We start from the raw sequence: 20,144 nt of genomic DNA on the forward strand, positions 1-20,144 counted from the left end.
CGTGATGCTAGGCGTTGATCTCGTCGCGATCGAGTTTCTGTGCCTGGCTTCGGGCGGCCTTGCTGTGGCGCAGGTGCTGGATGCCGGTGACCGCCAGGGCGATTACCGGCAACCCGTACAGCACCATCGTGACGGGGCTGCTGACCAGGATCGACAGGTCGCCTTCCGAGACCGTCAGCGCGCGGCGCAATTCGGTTTCGGCCAGCGGGCCGAGGATCACGGCGATCAGCACCGGCGCCAGCGGGAACTTGTAGCGGCGCATCAAGAAGCCCAGCAGCCCGATGGCCAGCAGGATCCACAGGTCCACGATCGAGGAGCTGATCGCGTACACCCCGAGCACCGAGAGCACCGTGATGCCCGCGTAGAGGTAGTGCCGGGGGATCAACAGGAGCTTGGCCCAGAGCACCGCGAACTGCATGTTCAACACCAGTAGGATCACCAAGCCGATGAACAGCGAAGCGAGCAGGGTCCAGACCATCGCGCCGCTGCGTTCGAACAGGAGCGGGCCCGGCTGCATGCCGTACTGCTGGAAGGCGGCCAGCATGATCGCTGCGCTTTCCGGCCGACGTCGGCGTGGAAGCGGTGCCGTAGATCGGCTTGCCCTCGGTGTCGCCCAGGTCGCCGAGCATGTCCCTGGAGAAATCCGGGTTGTGCCCCTCGCTGTCGGCTTGCGGGAACCGCCGGGTGCGCAGGATCTTGATCGTGTGGATTCCCGCCATGAGGAAGAGCAGCACGCAGACGATGGTGGGGAAGAACTGCGGCCCCGGAACGCTTTTGCCCATGACCGCGACGGCGCCGCGGCGCAGGACTCCATGCGCCGGCACATGGGCGAGGCGCGCAAGATCCGGCTGTCGCTTTTTGGCCGGATCGGCCTGCCACACGGCTGAGTGGCCCGGATGGCTCGACGTTCGAAACCGACGCTTTCGCCTTCGTCACCTGCTTCATCCCCTGACGGGGCTATCCACAACCAGGAGCGAACCTGCCACAGGCTGACGTTCTTCCCGCACATACTGGCAGCCCCGGGTGTGCAGCAAGAAGGGAATGCGGGCCATGTTCTGGTGGCGAAGAAATTGGTTGTATCTCACCGTTGGATCCAGTGGCGTTGTGGTTGGTGGGGTCATTGGGCGGCTCTTGCCTCCGTTCGTTCTGGACGACCCATTCTGGCGGTCCTTCTGGGTGAGTCCTGCCGTGGGAGGGATGGCGGCAGTGGTGGCTGCCGTCATCGCTTTCGGTGCCGCCAGGCAGTCGGCCAGTGCATCCAGCAGGGGAGCGCGGCGGCAGGAATGGTGGTACCGGGCCGAATGGGCGTTGAACTTGGCAGCCACCAAGGAAGATGCATCCCGTGATACGGGAATGCGGGTTCTTGAGGTGCTTCTTCAAGATGCGACGGAGACCGAGGCACAGATTATTGATGCGGTCATCAGCAGCTACTTTGTGCCACTGAGTGAGGCTGATGGTGGACTCGCGGACTGAATCATTGGACAATCGAATCAGCAGTGGAAGGAAAGGTGATCCCCCATGAAGTCCAAATATGAAAAATCTGGTGGTTTTGATTTTTCGCGCCGGCTGCCATCGGGTTCAACCATTCGAGAGTTGATTGAACGCAGAGATACCCTGATGAAGTTGATCGAAGAGGGCAAGGCAGACCCGATCAGTGACTCCCAACGAGCTAGTGCCGCACGCATCCGCATGGCCTACGACAAGAAACGCGGCGTGAAAACGCAGCAGTGGATCGTGGACTTGGCAAAAAGCGCCTGACCGCAGCGCAGGCCACCCTTCATCCGAACATGAACTTTATGCCAAAACCTGGTTGGGGCTCCCCGCCGGCAAGGGTGCAGGCAACCTTTTGGCAGTCATCAAGGCTGGCTGCGGGCGTGGCTTCATTACAGGAGCTGGATCGTTTGGGGGTCAGATACGGCCGCCAGCTTACGCTTGCTCGAGCCCACCCTGGATGAATTGTCGTGGGGGAGGAGACTGCCGGTGCGCATGCGCGCCATGACACGGCAGCTGTCTTGAATTCCGCCCGCCCGCGACGAAACCATCCCCGGGAGAGCGCTTGATGGGCTCGCCCGGGGATGGTTTCGGTGTTGCGGCGCGACAGGCAATCGTTAGCTGGCCGACCAGCCGCCGTCCATCGCGTGGCTGGCGCCGGTCACCATGGCCGCTTCGTCGCCAGCCAGCCAGGCCACCAGCGAGGCGACTTCCTCCGGCTCGACCAGGCGCTTGATGGCGCTTTCGGTCAGCATGATCTTCGCCAGGACCTCGGCCTCGGGGATTCCGTGGACCCGGGCCTGATCGGCCAACTGCTTTTCCACCAGCGGAGTCCGCACGTATCCGGGGTTGACGCAATTGCTGGTCACCCCGTGCCCGCCGCCCTCGAGCGCGGTGACCTTGGACAGCCCCTCGAGCCCGTGCTTGGCGGTGACATAGGCGGACTTGAACGCCGAGGCGCGCAACCCGTGCACCGAGGAGACGTTGATGATCCGCCCGAACCCCTGCGCGTACATCTGCGGCAACGCCGCACGGATGAGCAGGAACGGGACCTCCAGCATCAGGGTCATGATTCGGCGGAACGTGGCCGGATCGAAGTCCTGGATCGGGCTGATGTGCTGGATCCCGGCATTGTTGACCAGGATGTCCACCCCGTCGAGCGCCTCGGCCAGACGATCGTCGGTGACGGCCGACGGATCGAGCAGGTCGACCACCCAGCTGGAGCCGCCGACCTCGTTGGCCGCCGCCCGGGCACCGGCCGCGTCCCGATCGGCGACGACGACGTGGGCGCCGCGGGCGGCCAGCGTGCGCACCACGGCCAGGCCGATCCCGCTGGCCCCTCCGGTGACCAGCGCCCGCCGGCCGGCCAAGGGGTGAAGAGCCGGTTGGAGGGCTTGCGGGGTCATCCGTTCGGATTCCTGATGGGTCATGAATTTTCCCTTGTGTAGAGCGTATTGGTGCAATGTGCGGGCGTTTGCCGGCTCAGCGGCCGACCCGGGCCGTGTTCAGCCCGTGCTTGCGTGCGTCGGCGTCGTCGATGTCCTGCAGCGAGGCCCCGCGGGTTTCCTTCAGCGTGATGACCGCGACGGTGGTGATGGCACAGGCGACCGCCACGTAGATGGCCACCGGCAGCCACGAGCCGAAGTCCTGCAGCAACGCGGTCGCAATGATCGGCGCCATGGAACCGGCCACGATCGAGGTGACCTGGTAACCCAGCGAAACCCCGGAGTAGCGCATGCGGGTGGGGAACATTTCGGCCATGATGGCCGGCTGTCCCGCGTACATCAGCGCGTGGAAGCACAGGCCGATGGTGACCGCAACGATGATGATGACCGGGTTGCGGGTGTCGAACATCGGGAAGGCGAAGAACGCCCAGCTTGCCCCGAGCACCGCTCCGGCCAGGTAGACCGGCTTGCGGCCGAAGGCGTCGGAGAGCCGTCCGACCTGCGGGATCACCAGGAAGTGGATGACGTGGGCGACCAGCAGGGCCAGCAGCAGCTGGCTGGTGTCGTAGGCGTGCACGGTCTTCAGGTAGACGATCGTGAAGGACACGATGATGTAGTAGAGGATGTTCTCGGCAAAGCGCAGGCCCATGGCACCGAAGATGCCCTTGGGGTACTTGCGTACGACCTCCAGCACGCCGTAGCTGGCGGCCTTGTCGGCCTCCGCCTGGGCGCGGGCCTCGAGGAAGATCGGTGCCTCGGACACGTGGGTGCGGATGTAGTAGCCGATGATGACGATGAACGCGGAGACCCAGAAGGCCACCCGCCAGCCCCAGGACAGGAACTGGTCGGCGGGCAGGATCCAGCTCATGCCCAGCAGCACCAGGGTGGCCAGCAGGTTGCCCACCGGAACGGCGGCCTGCGGCCAGCTGGACCAGAAGCCGCGGGATTTGTTGGGGCTGTGCTCGGCCACCAGCAGGACGGCTCCGCCCCACTCGCCGCCCACGGCGAAGCCCTGGACGAAGCGCAGGATCACCAGCAGTGCCGGGGCCCAGTAGCCAATGGAGCTGAAGCCGGGCAGGCAGCCCATCAGGAACGTTGCCACGCCGACCATGACGATGGTGACCTGCAGCGTGTGCTTGCGGCCGAGCTTGTCGCCGATCTGGCCGAAGACGATGCCGCCCAGCGGGCGGGCGATGAAGCCCACCGCATAGGTCAGGAAGGCTGCGATGATGCCGTCCAGTTCCGTGTCGGCATTGGGGAAGAAGAACTTTCCGAAGACCAGCGAGGCGGCGGTGGCGTAGAGGAAGAATTCATACCATTCCACCACCGTGCCCACCATCGAGGCGGCCACCACCTTTTTCAGCCCGGACGTTGCCGTCTTCGGGACGTCGGTCAGCTTGCTGGTGCTCATCTTTGCACTCCTTATGCCATGCAGGTGTCGGCGTTGACACCGGCCTTGAGAGGGGGACTGTGTGCTGCCACACAGGGAAGCTCCACCCAGTATGGACACGAGCGCTAGTGTGCATCAATGACCAGTTGCGCAGTGATGGGGTGCACAATTGCAGATATGAACCTGAAGACTCCCGGATCCGCGGCCCCGAATCCCGACGACCTGCTGATCCTGCTCGCGGTGGCGCGCACCGGACGGTTCACGACGGCCGCCGAGACCCTGGGCCTGAACCACACCACCGTCTCGCGGCGGATCGCCGCATTGGAGAAGGGCCTCGGCGGCCGAACGCTGGCCCGCACCGTGGGCGGCTGGGAACTGACCGACCTGGGCCGGAAGGCCGTGCGGGCAGCCGAGGACGTGGAAACCGCGGTGGCCACCATCCACGAAGGCGAGGTGGAAACGGGCCGGATCACCGGGGTCGTGCGCATCTCCGCCACGGATGGCTTCAGCGCATTCATCATCGCGCCGGCGGTGGCGCAACTGCGCCGGAAACACCCGAACCTCAGCGTGGAGATCGTCAACGTGACCCGCCGGGCGCTGCAACACCGCTCCGGGTTGGACCTTGAGGTGGTGGTCGGCGAGCCCCAGGTGCACCGGGCAGAGGCGATCCGGCTCGGCGACTACACACTGGGAATGTACGCCTCGCGCCGCTACCTGGATGAATTCGGCACGCCCGCCGGCGTGAAGGAACTGAGCGCGCACGGGCTGGTGTACTTCGTCGATTCGATGCTGCAGGTCGACGACCTGGATGCCCCGCGGCGGCTGGTTCCCGGGATGCCGGATGCGCTGAGCTCCACCAATGTGTTCGTCCAGGTCGAGGCCACGCGCGCCGGAGCCGGAATCGGCTTCCTGCCCTGCTTCATGGCCGACCCCCACCCGGATTTGGTGCGGCTCCTGCCCGTGGACTTCGCCGAACGCCTGCCCTACTGGATGGTGCTGCGTCCCGACTCGCTGCGCCAGCCCGCGGTCGCCGCAGTGGCAGATGCGCTGCGTCGCCGGACGGTCGACGTCGAGGACGCGCTGCTGGGCACCGAACGGCTGGAGCGCTGACGGCGGCGGCGTTGCGGGTTCACCGGTAGGCCCGTTTCAGGCCAGCAGGTTGACCGGCGTCCCCGCCGCCCAGGCGGCGATGTCCTGTGCTGCTCCCGTGTAGAAGATCCTGAACTGGTCCTCGGTCACGTAGCCGAGGTGCGGGGTGGCAATCACCCCGGGCGTGCGCAGCAACCGGTGGCCCTCCGGAAGCGGCTCGACGTCGAACACGTCCATGGCCGCCAGCGACGGGGCTCCCGTGTCCAGGGCGAAAACCAGGGCGTCCGTATCCACGATGGCGCTGCGCGAGGTGTTGACCAGGATCGAGCCGGGCTGCATCAACGCAAGTTCTTCCTCTCCCACCGCACCGGTGGTGCGCTCGGAGAGCTTCAGGTGGATGGTGAGCACGTCGCTGCGGGAAAAGAGCCCCTCCTTGGACACCTGCTCGGCCCCGACCTCCGCGGCGCGTTCCGCCGTGAGGTTCTGGCTGTGGGCGATCACGTGCATCCCGAAGGCCTGCCCGATGCGTGCGACCTGGCTGCCCAGCTTGCCCAGGCCGTAGACCCCTAGTGTCTTGCCGGACAGCCCGGTGCCCAGGGTCTGCTGCCAGGGCTGGCCGGCGGCACGCGGCCGGTCGGTCGAGAACAGCTCCACATCCAGCTGGCGGGCGGCAGCCAGGATCAGCGCCCAGGTGTGTTCCACCGCGGCGGTCGCGCTGCCGGCGGTGCCGCACACCGTGATGCCCAACTCCCGCGCCGCATCCAGGTCGATGGAGGCGTTGCGCATGCCGGTGGTGACCAGCAGCCTGAGGTTTGGCAACTCGGCCAGGCGCGCGGCGGTGAACGGCGTGCGCTCACGCATGGCCACCACCACCTCGAAGTCCCGCAGGGCAGCGGTGACGGCGTCATCCTCGTGTCCCAGGAACGCAGTGAAGAAAACGGTCTGCCCGGGCAGTGAATCCCAGTCCGCCAGGGAACGGGCAACGTCTTGGTAGTCATCGAGGACGGCTATGCGCATGACCCCAGTCTAGGACCCGGCACGCCGGGTACGGTGGAAGCCAAGCAGCCATGTGACGGCTGGCCATACCTTTCGGGAGAGAAAACGGTCATGGAATTGGTTGAGGCGTTGCTGGGAGGTCGGCGGGGCCGGCGGCTGCTGCTGGAGTTCGCGCTGGAATCCGAGGCGATCCTGCTCACGGGCCAAGCCGAGCATCCGCTGCATGGAGGGCTTTTCTACGCCTCCTACCGAGAGGACGTCGCACGAGGCGAAGCGGTGTCGTTGTTCGGGCCCGGCGCCGAGGAGGGCCGGAAAATCATCGTCACCGCCGAAGACGTGGCCGAGCTGCTCGCCGCCACCGGGCTGGTGCCCGTCACCGCGGCTTTGCTGCGCACGGTCCTGGCCCGGAGCGTCGATACCGCCCGCTACTGGCAGCCACCCGAGGGGGCCGACGTGATCGCGGCCTCGGCGCCGGTGCGCAAAGAACTGGTGCGGGTCGCCGGACACCTTGCCGCATCCGGGTTGGCCGTCTGGTGGATGCGTACGGCCGCGACCGGAGAACAGTGGCGAGTCCAATGGGAGCAGGAAGACGCGCCGGATTGGTGGGCACCGAGCGGCGAACCTGCGGCAACGGTGCTGGACGCTTGGCATCAGGCGTTGGAGCAAGAGGAGCGGCGCGCGGGAATCGAACGTCCGGCCGACCCCGCGGCCAACTACGGAGGTGAGTGGTGGTCGATGCCGCCGGCAAAGCTGCTGCATTCCACCGGTACATTCGAGGACGGATCCCCGGTTGGGCTGTGGTGCGTGGAGGACGGTTTCGGGTGGGAGCGGGCCAAGACCCGTCGGGTGGAGGTGCCGGAAGCGGTGCGCATCTTCGAAATCACGCAGGCCGCCGACTGGGCGCAGCTGTGCCACGACCATCCGATGGAGGTCACGGCGCAGAAGCGCCACGACTGGTACCGCACCACCGGGCGGGTCGGGGCATGGGTCATGCCCGATTTCTCGCAGCTGGCCCGCGGCTACGACGGCGTGCACCTGACGGTCGCTGCGTATCTGGGGCTGGCCGGCGAAGCCATCGAAGTCGGCGCGGAACGGGCGAGCGTGATCGCCGGGTGGAACCCGGATGAGACCCATTGGTTCAGCGACGAGGTGGCGCTTCGGGGCGAAGAAACGGCGTGGGTGTGTGCGGATGCGAATTCCGGGGAGGGTACATGGTCACGCGTTGCCGAATAGGCTTCCCGGGTGCCATCCGCCCGGACGAACGGCCGGCAGGGCATCCCCGGAGGAGGCCGTGCCGGCCGTTCGGAATCGGACAAGGGGCGTCAGCCATCCATGGTCCGGCGTTCCCAGCGCCGTTTGCGTCCGATGGTGCGGTTGACGCGCCAGGTGACTTGCGGGCTTTGCCCTGCCCGCGCCACTGGTGCGGCTTGCACAGCGCGCACCCCCGATTTCGGCGGTGAGGCGAATGGGCCATGTGATGTTCCTTCCCGGGTCATGCCCCGCCCGGGTGGGCGGGGCTTCTTTCGGGAAGGCAACGGGGTTGGCATATTTGGATCGTACTTGAGACGGGTAGACCTGTCGCCCCGCCTCCTGGTGCCCCTGTCCGGTCAGGCCCGCTGTGTGGCCAATGCACCGGCGGAGGCCCGGACGGCTTCGCCCAGCGTCGTGGCGGGGCGGCCAAGCAGCGTGGCCAGGGCATTGCCTTCGACGAGCAGCTCGCCGCGGGCGATGCCGCGGTCGCTGTCGGCCAGGATCCTCGCAAAGTCTCCGGGAACGCCTGCACCCACGAGCAGGTGGGAGAAGTCCTCCTCCGGCAGGTCCTGGTAGGTCACCGCCTGGCCCGTGGCCGCGCTGACCTCGCGGGCCAGGTCCTCGAGGCTGAAGGATTCTTCTCCGCCCAGTTCGTAGACCATTCCCGCCTGGTCGTCAGCCAGCAGGACGGCCGCGGCGGCCTGTGCGAGGTCGGCGCGGGTCGCGCCGTTGAGCCGGCCCTCGCCCGCGCTGCCGAAGACCGAGCCGTGCTGCAGGAATCCCCCCAGCTGTGCGGTGTAGTTCTCCAAGTACCAGCCGTTGCGCAGCAGGGCATGGGGCAGACCGGAATTGCGCAGGGCCCGCTCGGTTTCCTGGTGGTCGGCGGCCAGGACCATGGTGGTGGTGTCGGCATTCGGGATGCTGGTGTAGGCCAGAAGTTGGACGCCTGCATCCTTGGCCGCCTCGATGACATCGAGGTGCTGGGCAACCCGCAGTCCCGGCTCATTGCCCGAGACCAGCAGAGCCTTCTCGACGCCGGCAAATGCCTCGCGCAGCGAAGCCGGGTCTGAATAATCCATGGAGCGGACCTGGATGCCGAGTCGGGCGAGTTCTGCCAACTTGGCCTGGTTCCGGCCCCCTGCCACGATCTGTTCCGCAGGCAAACCTCGCTCCAGGAGTGCTTCGACGACGAGGCGGCCGAGCTTGCCGGTGGCCCCGGTGATGAGGATGGTCATGGCGTTTCCTTTCGGGAAATATTGGCTGTCTTCCATCACAACCATGCACCCGAGAAATTGCTTCCCAAAAGAGAGTACGCACTTTAAGGTAAGTTGGTGTCATGTCGGCAACCACCAGTCTCCAGCCACCCGCACTACCCGCATCCGTCATGGTCTTGCAGGCGGGGTGTCCGAGCCGGACGGTCCTTGACCACGTCACCAGCAAATGGGGCGTGCTCATTCTTGTGGCGCTGGCGCGCGGCCCGCAACGCTGGAGCGAGCTGCGCCGCCGCGCCGAGGGCATCAGTGAGAAGATGCTGGCCCAGACCCTGAAGACCCTTGAAGGGGATGGATTCGTCCATCGCGACGCCCAGCCGGTGATCCCGCCGCGCGTCGACTACAGCCTCACGGCCCTAGGCCAGGAATTGGTCCAGCGGCTGCTTCCCCTGGTCACCTGGATCGGTGAGCACGCCGATGGGATCGTCCAGACGCCGTCCACGCGTCCGTCCCGCCCGGACAAGGACCCGGGCGCGGCCTGAAAACACGCCGGGCCCCGGACAATTCAACCGAATCGTCGGGGCCCGGGGCCTTGCCTTGAATCAGGTACCTACTTGGCGTCCTGCGCTTCGTATTCGGCCAGCACTGCCTTGCCGATCTTGAACGCGGTGTTGGCCGCGGGCACCGAGCAGTAGATGGCCGACTGCAGGAAGACTTCCTTGATTTCGTCGGCGGTCATGCCGTTGCGCAGGGCCGCGTGCACGTGCATTTCCAGCTCTTCCCAGTAGCCGCCGGCGATCAGTGCGGTCAGCGTGATGGCACTGCGTGTGGTGCGCGGCAGCCCGTCGCGGGTCCAGATGGTGCCCCAGGCGTAGCGGGTGATCATTTCCTGGAACTCGTCGGTGAAGTTGGTCGAGTTCGCGGTGGCGCGGGCGACGTGCTCGGTGCCCAGGACCTGCTTGCGGACCTCCAGACCGGCGTCGTAGCTGTCGCCGGGGAGGCGCTCGGCGGCGCTCATGCGGTCTTCTCCGCGGTGGCGGAAGCAAAGAACTCCACGAGAAGTACGGAGGTCGCCTCCGGGTCCTCAGCCGGGGCCAGGTGCGCGACGGTGTCGATGGTGGCCGCCCGGGCGTTCGGGGCGTGCTCGGCGATGAACTGCGCGTCGGCCGGCGGGCAGACCACGTCGTGGGCGCCGGCGATGGCCAGGATCGGATCCTTCATGCCCGGCAGTGCCTCGCGCAGGTCGAAGCCGGCCAGGGCGCGGCAGACGTGGGCGTAGGCGAAGCGGTCCGCGTCCTGGAGGTTGTGCAAGAGGTCGGTGGAGATGACAGGGTTGGCCTCGATGAAGCCCGGGGCGAACCAGCGCTCGGCCGATCCGGTGACGACCACCGGTGTGCCGGCCTTGGCCACGAGTTCGGCGCGTTCCCTCCAGCCCTCCGGGGTGCCGATCTTCGCAGCGGAGCAGATGACAGACAGCCCGGCAAAGGTGCCGGGGAAGTCGTTGGCCAGCTGCAGCGCGATGGCCCCGCCCACGGAAACGCCCGTGTAGAACAGCGGGGTCCCGGGGACAATCACGCCGTCGGTTTCCAGCGCCTCGAGCATCTTGATCACGCCGGAGGCCAGCTCGGCCATCGAGAAGTCCCCGGTGGAGGGCGCGGATTCGCCGTGGCCGGGCAAGTCCCAGGCCACGAGCTGGAAGCGCTCCCTGAGGTACGGGACCGCCGGGCCCCAGAGGGCCAGCGAGCCGGTGCCCAGCGAGGGGCCCAGCACCAGGGTGGGGAGGTCGGCTGCTTGGTGCAGCAGGGACGGGGTCAGTGCGGGAATGCTCATGAGTCCTTCCAATTCGTGTAGTCTTCGCGGATGCGGGTGATGAAGTCGGCGGCCGAACCCAGATAGCCGGCCGGGTCCAGCAGATCGTCCAGGAACAGCTGATTGTCCATGTCCGAGGGCAGAACGCCCTGCAACAGGGTGCGCAGCGGGGTGCCGGTGCGCAGGGATTCTAGGACCAGCTCCTGCACGGCCGCCTTGCCGCCTGCCACCAGGGGTGCGGCGACGGTGGAGATGCGTTCGGAGACCAGAAGGTCCCCGGACAGGGCCATGTTCCGGGACATGGCCCCGGGGTGCACCTCCAGGCCCGCGGCCAGGACCGAAGCGTGGTGCGCGGCGCCGCCGGCCAGCCTCAGCAGCTCGCGCAGGGCGGACCACTCGGTGTGCCAGCCGCCGTCGGGGCGCTCGTCCACGGCCGTGCCGGCCGCGGTGTACAGCGTAGCCAGGTGCGCGGGGGCGGCCAGCGCGGCATTGCGCAGCAGCACCGAGTGCACGGGGTTCTGCTTCTGCGGCATGGCCGAGGATCCGCCCTTGCCGGCCTCGCGGGGTTCGGACAGCTCGCCGATTTCGGGGCGGGAGGCGGTGAGCACGTCGGCGCCGAAGGTGCCGGTTGCCGCGGCCACGGAGGCCAGCGCGGAGCCCAGCGACAGGACCGGCTGGCGCACGGTGTGCCACGGGGCCGCGGGTGCGGCCAGTCCGAGCTCGGCGGCGAGGTTCGCGGCGAGCTCGGCGGCGCGGGCCGAGAGCTGGTGGTCGGACTTGTAGGGCAGGGCCGCGCCCAGGCGCTGGTGCAGCGAGGCCAGCGTGCCCACCGCTCCGCCCCACTGCAGTGGCAGCGACGCCGCGGCGGCGTCGAGTTGGCGGCCGGCCGCGGTGAGGGCGGCGAGCCAGTTGGCGGCACGCAGCCCGAAGACGGTGGGCAGCGCGTGCTGGGTCAGCGAGCGGGCCACGCAGAGGGTGGCGGCGTGCTGGTGGGAGAGGTCCGAAAGCGCCGCGGCTGCGGCGAGCAGGTCGGTGCGAATGGCCGCGATGGAGCGGGACGCAAGGAGCATCAGCGCGCTGTCGATGATGTCCTGGCTGGTGGCGCCGCGGTGCAGGGCCAGCGCCGCGGTGGACGGGGCACCTGAGGCGGCGAGCTGTTCGCGCATCATGCCCAGCAGCGGGATCAACGCGTTGGCTCCATCGGGCCCGCGCTGGGCCAGCGCGCCCAGGTCGTAGAGCTCGACCTTGGCGATGGCGGTGACAGCATCGGCGTCCGCCTGGCTGCAGAGCCCGGCCTCGGCCTGGACCCTGGCCCAGGCGGCTTCAACGTCGAGCATGCCCTGGGCGAAGGCGGCATCCGAGGCAGTTTCGGCAACTGGTGTTGCCGCCCAGGCGGGGGTCAGCAATCCGTAATCGACCGGGTACATTCGCTGCTGCATCTCCTTGGGAGGGGGTGGGACAAGGTGGCTTCTGCGGTTCCGGGTAGGCCCGGGAACTCCTGGGGGTGAACCCCCAAAGCCCCCGCGGTGCCGGAAGGCGCACTTTCCATCATCCCGGTTCGGGGACGGAACGGCGAGTTCTGCGGCAGGCGGGGGCCAAAAGGTGTGCGCGTTTTACGACTCGCGCGGGTAGGACAGGAACACGGTTTCGCCCTCGCCCTGCAGCGAGATGTCGAAGCGCAGCGAGCCGTCGGCCTCGCGGGTGGCGATCAGCGTCTTGCGCCCGGCCTCATCCAGCGAGGCCAGCAGCGGATCGTTGGCCAGCGCCGCGGTGTCCTCGGGCAGGTAGATGCGGGTGAACAGGCGGTTGAGCAGGCCGCGGGCGAAGACCGTGAGCATGATGAACGGTGCCTTGCCCTCCTCGGTGGCCCCGGGGTTCAGCGTGGTGAAGGTGTAGTGCCCGACGTTGTCCACCGCGGTGCGGCCCCAGCCGGTGAAGGTGTAGCCGTCGCGCACCAGCGAGCCGTCCTTCGAAACCACGTTGCCGTCCTCGTCGGCCTGCCAGATTTCCAGCAGCGCGTCGGGAATGGGGGTGCCGGCGCCGTCGGTGACCACGCCGTGCAGGCGTACCGCGCCGGGGCGGGCCTGGTTGACCAGCTCGTTGTCCTTGTCGAAGGGCAGCGCGTAGCCGTAGAACGGGCCGATGGTCTGGCCCGGGGTGGGGGCGAGCTTCAGCGCGGGTGCCTGGGTGTTGGATGCCTGCGTCATGTTAGTGATCTCCCTCTTCGTCTTCCATCCAGGTCCGGTTGCTGCCGGTGAGTACGATGTCCCAGTTGTAGCCGGTGGCCCATTCGTGGGACGTGATCGAGTGGTCGTAGGTGGCGACCAGGCGGTCGCGTGCCTCGGCGTCGGTGATGGCCTGGTAGATCGGGTCGAGGCTGAACAGCGGGTCGCCCGGGAAGTACATCTGGGTGATCATGCGCTGGGTGAAGTCGGTGCCGAAGAGCGAGAAGTGGATGTGCGCCGGGCGCCAGGCGTTGTGGTGGTTCTTCCACGGGTAGGGCGCCGGCTTGATGGTGGTGAAGGAGTACTCGCCGTTGGGGCCGGTGATCGCGCGGCCCACGCCGGTGAAGTTCGGGTCGATCGGGGCCGGGTGCTGGTCGCGCTTGTGGATGTAGCGGCCGGCGGCGTTGGCCTGCCAGATTTCCACGAGCTGGCCGGCGACCGGGCGGCCGTCGCCGTCGAGCACGCGGCCGGCCACGACGATGCGCTCGCCGATCGGCTCGCCGTTGTGCTGGATGGTCAAATCCGATTCCAGGGCGTGCACGTCGCGCTCGCCGAAGGCGGGGGAGTGCAGCTCGATGGTCTCGGGATCCGCGTGGTGCAGGCTCTTGGTGGGGTGGCGCAGCAGCGAGGAGCGGTAGGGCGCGAAGTCGATGCGCGGCTGCGTCTCGGCCTTCGCCCCGTCAACAACGGACTGGCGGTAGGCGGCGTGGATGTCGGTGATTTCCTTGCTGATGGATTCCTGCGAGTCGGCGGTGGCTGCGGGATCCAGCACGTGCGAATCGGTGAAGGCTTCGTTCGAGGTCGTTTCGGTGCTCACTGCGTGCTCCTTTCGGTGGGGGCGTGCGGGTGTGGTGGAGAAAAGGCGGGGGTGAAGGCTAGGAGTGCGGCCAGCCGGTGTAGGACTCGGCCAGGTATTGCTGCCCGTAGCGCGAGGAGGTCACGGTGTCGAGCTCGCCCAGGGCGCGCTTGGCCATGAACGGGTCCGCGTCCACCGGGGTGTGCAGCATCGAGGTCATCCAGTAGGAGAAGTTCTGCGCCTTCCACACGCGCTTCAGCGCCAGGTCGGAATAGCCGTGCAGCAGCGTGTCGTTCCGGGTGGCGTAGAAGGAATCCAGCGCCTCGAAGAGCACCTTGACGTCTGCGAAGGCCAGGTTCAGGCCCTTGGCGCCGGTGGGCGGGACGGTGTGCCCGGCGTCCCCGATCAGGAACATCCGGCCGTGGGAAAGCGGTTCGCGCACGAAGGAGCGGAACTTCAGCACCGTCTTGTCGAAGATGTTTCCGGTCTTCAGCGTGAACCCGTCCGGCCCGTCGACGCGGCGCTGCAGCTCGGACCAGATGCGGTCCTCGCTCCAGGTGTTTACGTCCTCGTTGGGGTCGCACTGGAAGTACATGCGCTGGACGGTTTCGCTTCGCTGGGAGATCAGCGCGAAGCCGTGCGGGGAGTTGGCGTAGATGAGCTCGGGTGCGGACTTGGGGGCCTCGGTGAGGATGCCGAACCAGGCGAAGGGGTACTCGATCTTGAAATCCTGGGTTCCGGGGACTGCGCGGCGGCAGAAGCTGCGCGAGCCGTCGGCGCCGACCAGGATGTCGCAGTGCACCTCGAAGGCGTTGCCCTCGGCATCGGTGAAGTGGAACTTCGGGGTCTCGGTTTCCAGGTCGAAGACCGCGGTGACCTCGGCGGAGTAGCGCACGTCCCCTCCGTCGCGCGCCCGGGCCGCGGCGAGGTCGACGAAGACCTCGTTCTGCGCGTACAGCGTGACGGTGGCGTCGACCAGGTCGGTGAAATCCAGCGGGTGGGATTCGCCGTTGAAGCGAAGGTCGATCCCCGCGTGCTCGTCCCCGTGCGTGAGCACCCGGCCCTCGACCCCGGTGTCGGTGAGCATCTTGACCGAGCCCGCCTCGAGGATGCCGGCGCGGTGGGTGTTGCGGATGGTCTCGTGGTCGCGGGATTCCACGACGAGGTTCTCGATGCCGGTCTTGGCCAATAGGTGCGAGAGCATCAGGCCGGCGGGGCCACCGCCGACGATGCCGACCTGGGTCTTGAGGATGGTGCGCTCTGTGGCCATGGGGCGATTGAGTCCTTTGGTGCGTCGGTGGCGGTTCCCCCTGCCGGCGGCCGTGCGTCGTCGCGCGGGAAACCTGGGGAAGCCGAATGAATGTGATCCGTCTGCAAACAGTCTGTGGGCGCCGGCACACAAAGCACATGCCACATCTCATTGAATGAGAATGTATTTTCTGGTGATTCATGGAGATGCTGAACGTAGGCGGGAATGACTCTACGGTGCCGCCCTGCTCCAGAGCGGCGTCAAGGAATCCTGGGTGGCTTTGCGTACATGAGCGAGTGCTCCAGATTTGAACGGCTTGCCACTGATATTCGATGGAATTCTGCTAGGCTCGTTGCATCATGATCAGCCCGCTCGCCTCACGGCTCGGGCTGATTTTCCTTAACAAGGAAGTCCATGCCTACGGGTTCCTGCGGGCTGCGTGTCACATTGGCAATCGTAACGGCGCGGGACGGGGCAGCGTCCGGTTTCAGGTGGAATAGATCGTGACGGCGGTGGCCTTGAGCACGAAGAAGGCCCGCATTCCGGGCGCCAGCCCGAGGTCGGCCAGCGCCGCCGGGGTGATGTCCGCGGCCAGGTCGCCGGCCCGCACCCGGATCGCATCCCCGTGGGGTTCCAGATCGGTGATGGTGGCGCGAAGCATGTTCCGCGGGCTGCCGTGCGGCGGATCCAGGTACACCGAGACCGCCGAGGGGTGGAAGGCCGCCGCCGCCGGGACGCCCGGCGACACCGTCCCCTCGGGGGTTCCGGAGACCAGTCCGTAGCGGGTGTCGATCCCCTCGGTGCGGGCCGTGCCGGTGAGCAGGTTCAGCCCGGAGAGCCCGGCGGCAAAGCGGGAACGCGGCCTGTTGAGCACCTCACGGGTGGCCCCGGCCTCGGTGATGCGCCCATCCTCCATGACGATGACCCTTTCGGCGAGCATCAGGGCATCGAGCACGTCGTGGGTGATGATGATGGCGCTGCGGCCTGCCAGCACGTGCTTCAGCAGCCGGCGCATCAGGGGCGCGGCATGGATGTCCAGCGCGGCCATGGGCTCATCGAGCAGCAACAGGTCCGGACCGGCAGCCAGCGCCCGGGCCACGGCGACCCGCTGCGCCTGGCCCCCGGACAGCTCGCCGGGGCGCCGGGATTCCAGCGCCCCGGTGTCGGTGGAGGCGAGCCATTGGCGCGCCACGCTTCTGGCCTCGGCCGCGGGGGTGCCGGTGCTGCGCGGGCCGAAGGCCACGTTCTCCAGCACACTCAGGTGCGGAAAGAGCAGGGGCTCCTGCGCCAGCAGCGCGGTGCCCCGGTCGTGCGGCGCCACCCAGGTGGACCGGCTGGAAGCGAGGTCAAAGAGGGTGCGCTCGCCGATCGTCGCGCTGCCCGAGTCCGGGCGCAGCAGCCCGGCAATGATGGACAGCAACGTGGATTTGCCCGCCCCGTTGGGGCCCAGCACCGCCAGGGTCTCACCAGGGGCCAGCTCCAGGGCAACCTCGAAGTTCCGGGATTTCAGCGCGGCCTCGAACCGGAGCCCCACCTAGCTTGCCCCCGCCATGGCCTGGCGCCCGCGCGGCGAACGGTAGGACAGGGCCACGACGATGACGGCCACGGCAACCAGCACCAGGGACAGTGCCACCGCGGCATCCGCGTCGGTCTCGCGCTGCAAGTAGATCTCCAGCGGCAGGGTCCGGGTGACGCCCTGCAGGGAGCCGGCGAACGTGAGGGTCGCCCCGAATTCCCCGAGGCTGCGGGCAAAGGAAAGTACCGCTCCGGAGGCCAGTCCGGGAAGCACCAGCGGCAGGGTCACGCGGCGCAGCACCGTGGTGGGACGGGCCCCCAGCGTCGCCGCGACCGCCTCGTATCTGCCGCCCGCGGTGCGCAGCGCGCCCTCGAGACTGACCACCAGGAAGGGCAGGGCGACGAAGGTCTGGGCCAGGATAACCGCAGTGGTGGAAAATGCGATCTGGATCCCGGCCAGCTCCAGGGACCGGCCCAACAGGCCCTGGCGACCAAAGGTGTAGAGCAGGGCGATGCCGCCGACCACGGGCGGCAGCACCAGGGGCAGCAGCACGAAGGCGCGCAGCACACGCTGGCCCGGGAAATCGCCGCGGGCCAGCACCAGTGCCAGCGGAATGCCCAGCACGATGCACAGCGCCGTGCTGGCCGCCGAGGTGCGCAGTGACAGCCCCAGCGCGGTCAGCGAGGACTCGGAGGTGATCAGCGGGATGAACTGGGCCCAGTTGATTTTCGCGGCCATGGCAACCAGCGGGAGCATGACAAAAAGCGCACCCACGGCTGCGAACGCATAGATCCACGGGGGGACCGCGGTGTATCCGGTACCGCTTCGTCGACGCATCCCTCTAGCCCCGCGGGTTTCCGAAGCCGGCGGCGGCCAGGACCTTGCGGCCCTCGGGCCCGGTGGCCGAGGCGATGAAGGCATCCGCGAGTTCCTTGTTCTTGCTGGTGGCCATGGTGGCGATCGGGTAGGTATTCACGGCAGCGGAAGACTCGGGGAATTCGATGCCCTTGGCCTTGTCCCCGGCAGCCAAGACGTCGGTGACGTAGACCAGCCCCGCGTCGGCCTCGCCGCTGGTCACCTTGCCCAGTACGTCGGTGACGGAGGATTCCTCGCTGACCGGGGCGAGCGTCACTCCGGCGGATTCTTCGACGGCCTTGGTCGCGGCCCCGCACGGGACTTGGGATGCGCAGATGACCAGCTTGAGGCCGGGTCTGGCCAGGTCGGCAAAAGACGTGATTGAGGCGGGGTTGGACGGGGGAACCGCGATTTGAAGGGTATTGGTGGCGAAATCGACGGGCGTGCCGGCCACCAGGCCGGCGTCTTGGAGCTTGGACATGTTCTTGGTGTCGGCCGAGGCGAAGACATCGGCCGGGGCGCCGGCGGTGATCTGGGTGACCAGGTCCGAGGATCCGGCGAAACTCAGGTGGACGGTGGTGCCGGGGTGGCTGGCCTCGAAGTTGTCAGCCAGCTGCGTGAACGTGGATTTCAAGGAGGCCGCGGCAAATACCGTGATGCTTCCGGTGGGCCCGGTGCCGGGGGAGTTGGACGAGGCGTCGCTTGCGGTGCCCGGGGAACATCCGGCGAGCGAGGCGATGAGCGCCCCTGCCATGACGAGTGTGGCCATGCTTTTGCCCAGGAAACTCATATCGCAGTCTTTCCCTGCGGGGATTCGATGATGACGGTGGTCGCCTTGACCACGGCGGTGGCAATGGACCCCGGCTTGAGGTCCAGTTCCCGGGCAGCCTCGCTGCTCATCAGCGAGACCACGCGGAAGGGACCGCATTGCAGCTCGACCTGCGCCATCACGGTGTCCATGGTGATGGCGGTGACCAGCCCGACGAATCGGTTGCGTGCGGAGGAACCGATCTGCGAGGGGTCATCCGGCAGGTGGGCCTGGTTCCGGGCGAGGTGGGCCAGCTCGAGCCCGTCGACGGCCAGCCGGCCCGAGGCGTCCTTCTGCGGGGTGAGGTTTCCGTTCTCGGTCCAGCGGCGAATGGTGTCGTCGCTGACCCCGAGAAAGCGGGCTGCTTCGGAGACGCGAATTTTCGGCATACTCCCATGGTGCCTCATTTGCGGCGGTAATGGGACCTAAAGCGCGCAAATCGGGAAAAGTGCCCGTATTTCCAGGTGCCTCGAAGCGGTTAGTCGCGAAAAGCGATCCGCGAGAGCAGGTCGCGCAGGGTCTCTTGTTCTGCCTTGCTCAGATTCGTCATGGCAACGGCCTCGCCCTCGGCGGTGGCCTTGCGCGCCTTGGTGTAAAGCTGCTCGCCGGATGTCGTGCCGGTGATGACCTTGGAGCGGCGGTCGTTGGGGTCGGCGGTTCGCTCCACCAGGCCCCGGCCTTCCAGCTGGTCGACCAGTGGCACGATCTGGCTCGGATCCAGCGAGAGGAATTCGGCCAGTTCCCGCTGTGTGGGTGCCAGTCCGCTGCAGGCCAGCGAGAGCACCGAGTAGGAGCGGACCTTGAGGTCAAGTGGCTCGAGGAGCTTGTTGGCCCGCGCCGATCCCAGTGAGCGGGTGCGGGCGGTGAGAAACTCGATTTCGCCCGCCAGTTCGCTGGACAGGAATCGGTCAATGGTGTTCATGGTGGTGCCCGGCTTGGTTGCCATGGTGCTGCCCCTCGAGATTGATAAGAAACTTAATCGTTGACTTTATCAAGAGTTTAAGTTGTTATGTATATAGCAAGGTTCCCACGACAGGGTCGGCGGGGGCAATAACTACCCTCGAAGGAACAGACATGTCACTGGCTGGAAAAGTTGCAATCGTTACCGGCAGCGGCCGCGGACTTGGCCTGAGCTACGCGCAGGAACTCGCCCGCCAGGGTGCTGCCGTGGTCGTCAACGACGTGGATGCCGACGTGGCCGCCGAGGCGGTCACCTCGATCACCGCGGCCGGCGGCAAAGCCGTGGCGGTCGTGGCTCCCGTCGGGTCCACCGAAACCGCCAAGTCCCTGGTGGCCGCGGCCGTGGAAAACTTCGGGCGCCTGGACATCCTGGTCACCAACGCCGGGGTGCTGCGCGACAAGTCGCTGTTGAAGATGACCGACGAGGATTTCGACCTGGTCATCAACGTGCACCTGCGCGGCACCTTCACCTGCGTCCGCGAGGCCTACGGCTACTTCAAGGAAAACAACATCGCCGGCCGCATCATCACCATCGGCTCGCCCACCGGCCAGCGCGGCAACTTCGGCCAAACCAACTACGCCGCCGCAAAGGCCGGCATCGTGGGCATGGTGCGCACCTGGGCCATGGAAATGAAGCGCGCCGGCGTCACCGTCAACGCCGTCATCCCGGTGGCCGCCACCGCCATGACCAAGACCGTGCCGTTCTTCGCCAAGGCCGTCGAGGCCGACGAGCGCGGCGAGGCCATGCCGGACTTCTTCCGCAAGGAACTGGGCTTCGGCACCGCCGACGACGTTGCAGGACTCATCGCCTTCCTCGCCTCCGAGCAGGCCGGCAACATCACCGGCCAGGCCATCGGCGCCGGCGGGGACCGCCTGCAGCTGTGGAGCCACCCGGAGGCGATTGCCTCGGAATTCAACGACGGCGGCTGGGACTACGCCACCTTGCTCGAACGCTTCCCGTTTGCGGACAACCTGCAGTCGGTCGGCGAAAAGTTCCCGGAGCTGCCGGCCGAGCTGCAGCCCGAACCGGCAGCCAAGTAGAAAGCACCACCA

General features: G+C 67.2%; 22 protein-coding genes and 1 pseudogene. 7 read left to right on the forward strand and 16 right to left on the reverse strand.

Features of this window, described 5'->3' with window-relative positions:
- Nucleotides 1–7: 7 nt before the first annotated feature.
- Nucleotides 8–556: pseudogene (locus J2T21_RS03930) on the reverse strand (tripartite tricarboxylate transporter permease); the annotation flags it as partial.
- Here J2T21_RS03930 and J2T21_RS03935 point away from each other — a divergent pair.
- From J2T21_RS03935 to J2T21_RS03945, 3 genes are all read left to right on the forward strand, one after another.
- Nucleotides 543–887, forward strand: a complete 345-nt coding sequence (locus J2T21_RS03935) for a hypothetical protein (protein WP_307579566.1) — start codon at nt 543–545, stop codon at nt 885–887. The pseudogene J2T21_RS03930 and the gene J2T21_RS03935 overlap by 14 nt on opposite strands.
- Before the next feature lie 322 nt (nt 888–1,209).
- A complete protein-coding gene (locus J2T21_RS03940) occupies nt 1,210–1,473 on the forward strand; it encodes a hypothetical protein (protein ID WP_139194745.1) in 264 nt (87 codons plus the stop codon).
- Nucleotides 1,474–1,518: 45 nt separating this feature from the next.
- A complete protein-coding gene (locus J2T21_RS03945; RefSeq protein ID WP_139194746.1) occupies nt 1,519–1,758 on the forward strand; it encodes a hypothetical protein in 240 nt (79 codons plus the stop codon).
- 350 nt (nt 1,759–2,108) lie between these two features.
- Here the strand turns inward: J2T21_RS03945 and J2T21_RS03950 are convergent, their stop codons facing one another.
- The gene (locus J2T21_RS03950; protein WP_307578716.1) at nt 2,109–2,921 is read right to left on the reverse strand and encodes a 3-hydroxybutyrate dehydrogenase; all 813 of its coding nucleotides are present in this window, start codon (nt 2,919–2,921) and stop codon (nt 2,109–2,111) included.
- Between the two features lie 52 nt (nt 2,922–2,973).
- Entirely contained in the window at nt 2,974–4,347 is a 1,374-nt protein-coding gene (locus tag J2T21_RS03955; protein WP_307578718.1) for an MFS transporter, read from the reverse strand.
- A gap of 156 nt (nt 4,348–4,503) precedes the next feature.
- Between J2T21_RS03955 and J2T21_RS03960 the strand changes: the two genes are divergently transcribed.
- Entirely contained in the window at nt 4,504–5,436 is a 933-nt protein-coding gene (locus tag J2T21_RS03960; protein WP_307578720.1) for a LysR family transcriptional regulator, read from the forward strand.
- Between the two features lie 36 nt (nt 5,437–5,472).
- On the opposite strand, the gene J2T21_RS03965 is transcribed toward J2T21_RS03960, so the two are convergent.
- Complete coding sequence (locus tag J2T21_RS03965) at nt 5,473–6,432, reverse strand: D-2-hydroxyacid dehydrogenase family protein (RefSeq protein ID WP_307578722.1); 960 nt, start codon at nt 6,430–6,432, stop codon at nt 5,473–5,475.
- 90 nt (nt 6,433–6,522) lie between these two features.
- On the opposite strand from J2T21_RS03965, the gene J2T21_RS03970 reads away from it, so the two are divergent.
- Nucleotides 6,523–7,644 (forward strand): hypothetical protein, encoded by a 1,122-nt coding sequence (locus J2T21_RS03970; protein WP_307578724.1) that lies wholly within the window; start codon nt 6,523–6,525, stop codon nt 7,642–7,644.
- A gap of 374 nt (nt 7,645–8,018) precedes the next feature.
- Here J2T21_RS03970 and J2T21_RS03975 read toward each other — a convergent pair whose 3' ends face one another.
- A complete protein-coding gene (locus tag J2T21_RS03975) occupies nt 8,019–8,897 on the reverse strand; it encodes an SDR family oxidoreductase (protein WP_307578726.1) in 879 nt (292 codons plus the stop codon).
- A 101-nt stretch (nt 8,898–8,998) separates the two neighbouring features.
- Here J2T21_RS03975 and J2T21_RS03980 point away from each other — a divergent pair, with 101 nt between their 5' ends.
- Nucleotides 8,999–9,415, forward strand: coding sequence for a winged helix-turn-helix transcriptional regulator (locus J2T21_RS03980; protein ID WP_071213785.1), 417 nt, complete (start codon nt 8,999–9,001; stop codon nt 9,413–9,415).
- Nucleotides 9,416–9,483: 68 nt separating this feature from the next.
- Here J2T21_RS03980 and pcaC read toward each other — a convergent pair whose 3' ends face one another.
- From pcaC to J2T21_RS04035, 11 genes are all read right to left on the reverse strand, one after another.
- The gene (pcaC, locus tag J2T21_RS03985; protein WP_307578729.1) at nt 9,484–9,891 is read right to left on the reverse strand and encodes a 4-carboxymuconolactone decarboxylase; all 408 of its coding nucleotides are present in this window, start codon (nt 9,889–9,891) and stop codon (nt 9,484–9,486) included.
- A complete protein-coding gene (locus J2T21_RS03990; protein WP_307578731.1) occupies nt 9,888–10,703 on the reverse strand; it encodes an alpha/beta fold hydrolase in 816 nt (271 codons plus the stop codon). The genes pcaC and J2T21_RS03990 overlap by 4 nt, the downstream gene beginning before the upstream one ends.
- On the reverse strand, nt 10,700–12,121 hold the full coding sequence (locus J2T21_RS03995; RefSeq protein ID WP_307578732.1) for a lyase family protein: 1,422 nt from the start codon (nt 12,119–12,121) through the stop codon (nt 10,700–10,702). Before J2T21_RS03995 ends, J2T21_RS03990 begins: the two co-directional genes overlap by 4 nt.
- Nucleotides 12,122–12,295: 174 nt before the next feature.
- Nucleotides 12,296–12,889: a protocatechuate 3,4-dioxygenase subunit alpha gene (pcaG, locus tag J2T21_RS04000; protein ID WP_307578734.1), complete on the reverse strand. Its 594-nt coding sequence runs from the start codon at nt 12,887–12,889 to the stop codon at nt 12,296–12,298.
- Between the two features lies 1 nt (nt 12,890).
- Nucleotides 12,891–13,724, reverse strand: a complete 834-nt coding sequence (gene pcaH, locus J2T21_RS04005; RefSeq protein WP_307578736.1) for a protocatechuate 3,4-dioxygenase subunit beta — start codon at nt 13,722–13,724, stop codon at nt 12,891–12,893.
- A gap of 58 nt (nt 13,725–13,782) precedes the next feature.
- Nucleotides 13,783–14,973, reverse strand: a complete 1,191-nt coding sequence (locus tag J2T21_RS04010) for a 4-hydroxybenzoate 3-monooxygenase (protein ID WP_307578737.1) — start codon at nt 14,971–14,973, stop codon at nt 13,783–13,785.
- A gap of 466 nt (nt 14,974–15,439) precedes the next feature.
- A complete protein-coding gene (locus J2T21_RS04015; protein WP_307578739.1) occupies nt 15,440–16,486 on the reverse strand; it encodes a sulfate/molybdate ABC transporter ATP-binding protein in 1,047 nt (348 codons plus the stop codon).
- Nucleotides 16,487–17,305, reverse strand: a complete 819-nt coding sequence (locus J2T21_RS04020; protein ID WP_307578741.1) for an ABC transporter permease — start codon at nt 17,303–17,305, stop codon at nt 16,487–16,489.
- Between the two features lie 4 nt (nt 17,306–17,309).
- A complete protein-coding gene (gene modA / locus J2T21_RS04025) occupies nt 17,310–18,113 on the reverse strand; it encodes a molybdate ABC transporter substrate-binding protein (protein ID WP_307578743.1) in 804 nt (267 codons plus the stop codon).
- A complete protein-coding gene (locus J2T21_RS04030; RefSeq protein ID WP_307578744.1) occupies nt 18,110–18,520 on the reverse strand; it encodes a TOBE domain-containing protein in 411 nt (136 codons plus the stop codon). The genes modA and J2T21_RS04030 overlap by 4 nt, the downstream gene beginning before the upstream one ends.
- 89 nt (nt 18,521–18,609) lie before the next feature.
- Nucleotides 18,610–19,077, reverse strand: coding sequence for a MarR family winged helix-turn-helix transcriptional regulator (locus tag J2T21_RS04035; protein WP_307578746.1), 468 nt, complete (start codon nt 19,075–19,077; stop codon nt 18,610–18,612).
- A 128-nt stretch (nt 19,078–19,205) separates the two neighbouring features.
- On the opposite strand from J2T21_RS04035, the gene J2T21_RS04040 reads away from it, so the two are divergent.
- Nucleotides 19,206–20,132, forward strand: coding sequence for an SDR family oxidoreductase (locus J2T21_RS04040; RefSeq protein ID WP_307578748.1), 927 nt, complete (start codon nt 19,206–19,208; stop codon nt 20,130–20,132).
- The last annotated feature ends 12 nt before the right edge of the window (nt 20,133–20,144 follow it).

This window comes from Paeniglutamicibacter psychrophenolicus (genome assembly GCF_030812255.1).
In the GTDB taxonomy this organism is placed as follows: Bacteria; Actinomycetota; Actinomycetes; order Actinomycetales; family Micrococcaceae; genus Paeniglutamicibacter; species Paeniglutamicibacter psychrophenolicus_A.

Bases quoted from the DNA above. Each gene is read 5' to 3' on its own strand.
- J2T21_RS03960 (WP_307578720.1), top strand. From the start codon at position 4,504: ATGAACCTGAAGACTCCCGGATCCGCGGCCCCGAATCCCGACGACCTG.
- J2T21_RS04030 (WP_307578744.1), bottom strand. From the start codon at position 18,520: ATGCCGAAAATTCGCGTCTCCGAAGCAGCCCGCTTTCTCGGGGTCAGC.
- pcaG (WP_307578734.1), bottom strand. From the start codon at position 12,889: ATGACGCAGGCATCCAACACCCAGGCACCCGCGCTGAAGCTCGCCCCC.
- J2T21_RS03950 (WP_307578716.1), bottom strand. From the start codon at position 2,921: ATGACCCATCAGGAATCCGAACGGATGACCCCGCAAGCCCTCCAACCG.
- J2T21_RS03935 (WP_307579566.1), top strand. From the start codon at position 543: ATGATCGCTGCGCTTTCCGGCCGACGTCGGCGTGGAAGCGGTGCCGTA.
- modA (WP_307578743.1), bottom strand. From the start codon at position 18,113: ATGAGTTTCCTGGGCAAAAGCATGGCCACACTCGTCATGGCAGGGGCG.
- J2T21_RS03990 (WP_307578731.1), bottom strand. From the start codon at position 10,703: ATGAGCATTCCCGCACTGACCCCGTCCCTGCTGCACCAAGCAGCCGAC.
- J2T21_RS03970 (WP_307578724.1), top strand. From the start codon at position 6,523: ATGGAATTGGTTGAGGCGTTGCTGGGAGGTCGGCGGGGCCGGCGGCTG.
- J2T21_RS03995 (WP_307578732.1), bottom strand. From the start codon at position 12,121: ATGCAGCAGCGAATGTACCCGGTCGATTACGGATTGCTGACCCCCGCC.
- pcaC (WP_307578729.1), bottom strand. From the start codon at position 9,891: ATGAGCGCCGCCGAGCGCCTCCCCGGCGACAGCTACGACGCCGGTCTG.
- J2T21_RS03980 (WP_071213785.1), top strand. From the start codon at position 8,999: ATGTCGGCAACCACCAGTCTCCAGCCACCCGCACTACCCGCATCCGTC.
- J2T21_RS03975 (WP_307578726.1), bottom strand. From the start codon at position 8,897: ATGACCATCCTCATCACCGGGGCCACCGGCAAGCTCGGCCGCCTCGTC.
- J2T21_RS04020 (WP_307578741.1), bottom strand. From the start codon at position 17,305: ATGCGTCGACGAAGCGGTACCGGATACACCGCGGTCCCCCCGTGGATC.
- J2T21_RS04035 (WP_307578746.1), bottom strand. From the start codon at position 19,077: ATGGCAACCAAGCCGGGCACCACCATGAACACCATTGACCGATTCCTG.
- J2T21_RS03965 (WP_307578722.1), bottom strand. From the start codon at position 6,432: ATGCGCATAGCCGTCCTCGATGACTACCAAGACGTTGCCCGTTCCCTG.
- J2T21_RS03945 (WP_139194746.1), top strand. From the start codon at position 1,519: ATGAAGTCCAAATATGAAAAATCTGGTGGTTTTGATTTTTCGCGCCGG.
- J2T21_RS03955 (WP_307578718.1), bottom strand. From the start codon at position 4,347: ATGAGCACCAGCAAGCTGACCGACGTCCCGAAGACGGCAACGTCCGGG.
- J2T21_RS04010 (WP_307578737.1), bottom strand. From the start codon at position 14,973: ATGGCCACAGAGCGCACCATCCTCAAGACCCAGGTCGGCATCGTCGGC.
- J2T21_RS04040 (WP_307578748.1), top strand. From the start codon at position 19,206: ATGTCACTGGCTGGAAAAGTTGCAATCGTTACCGGCAGCGGCCGCGGA.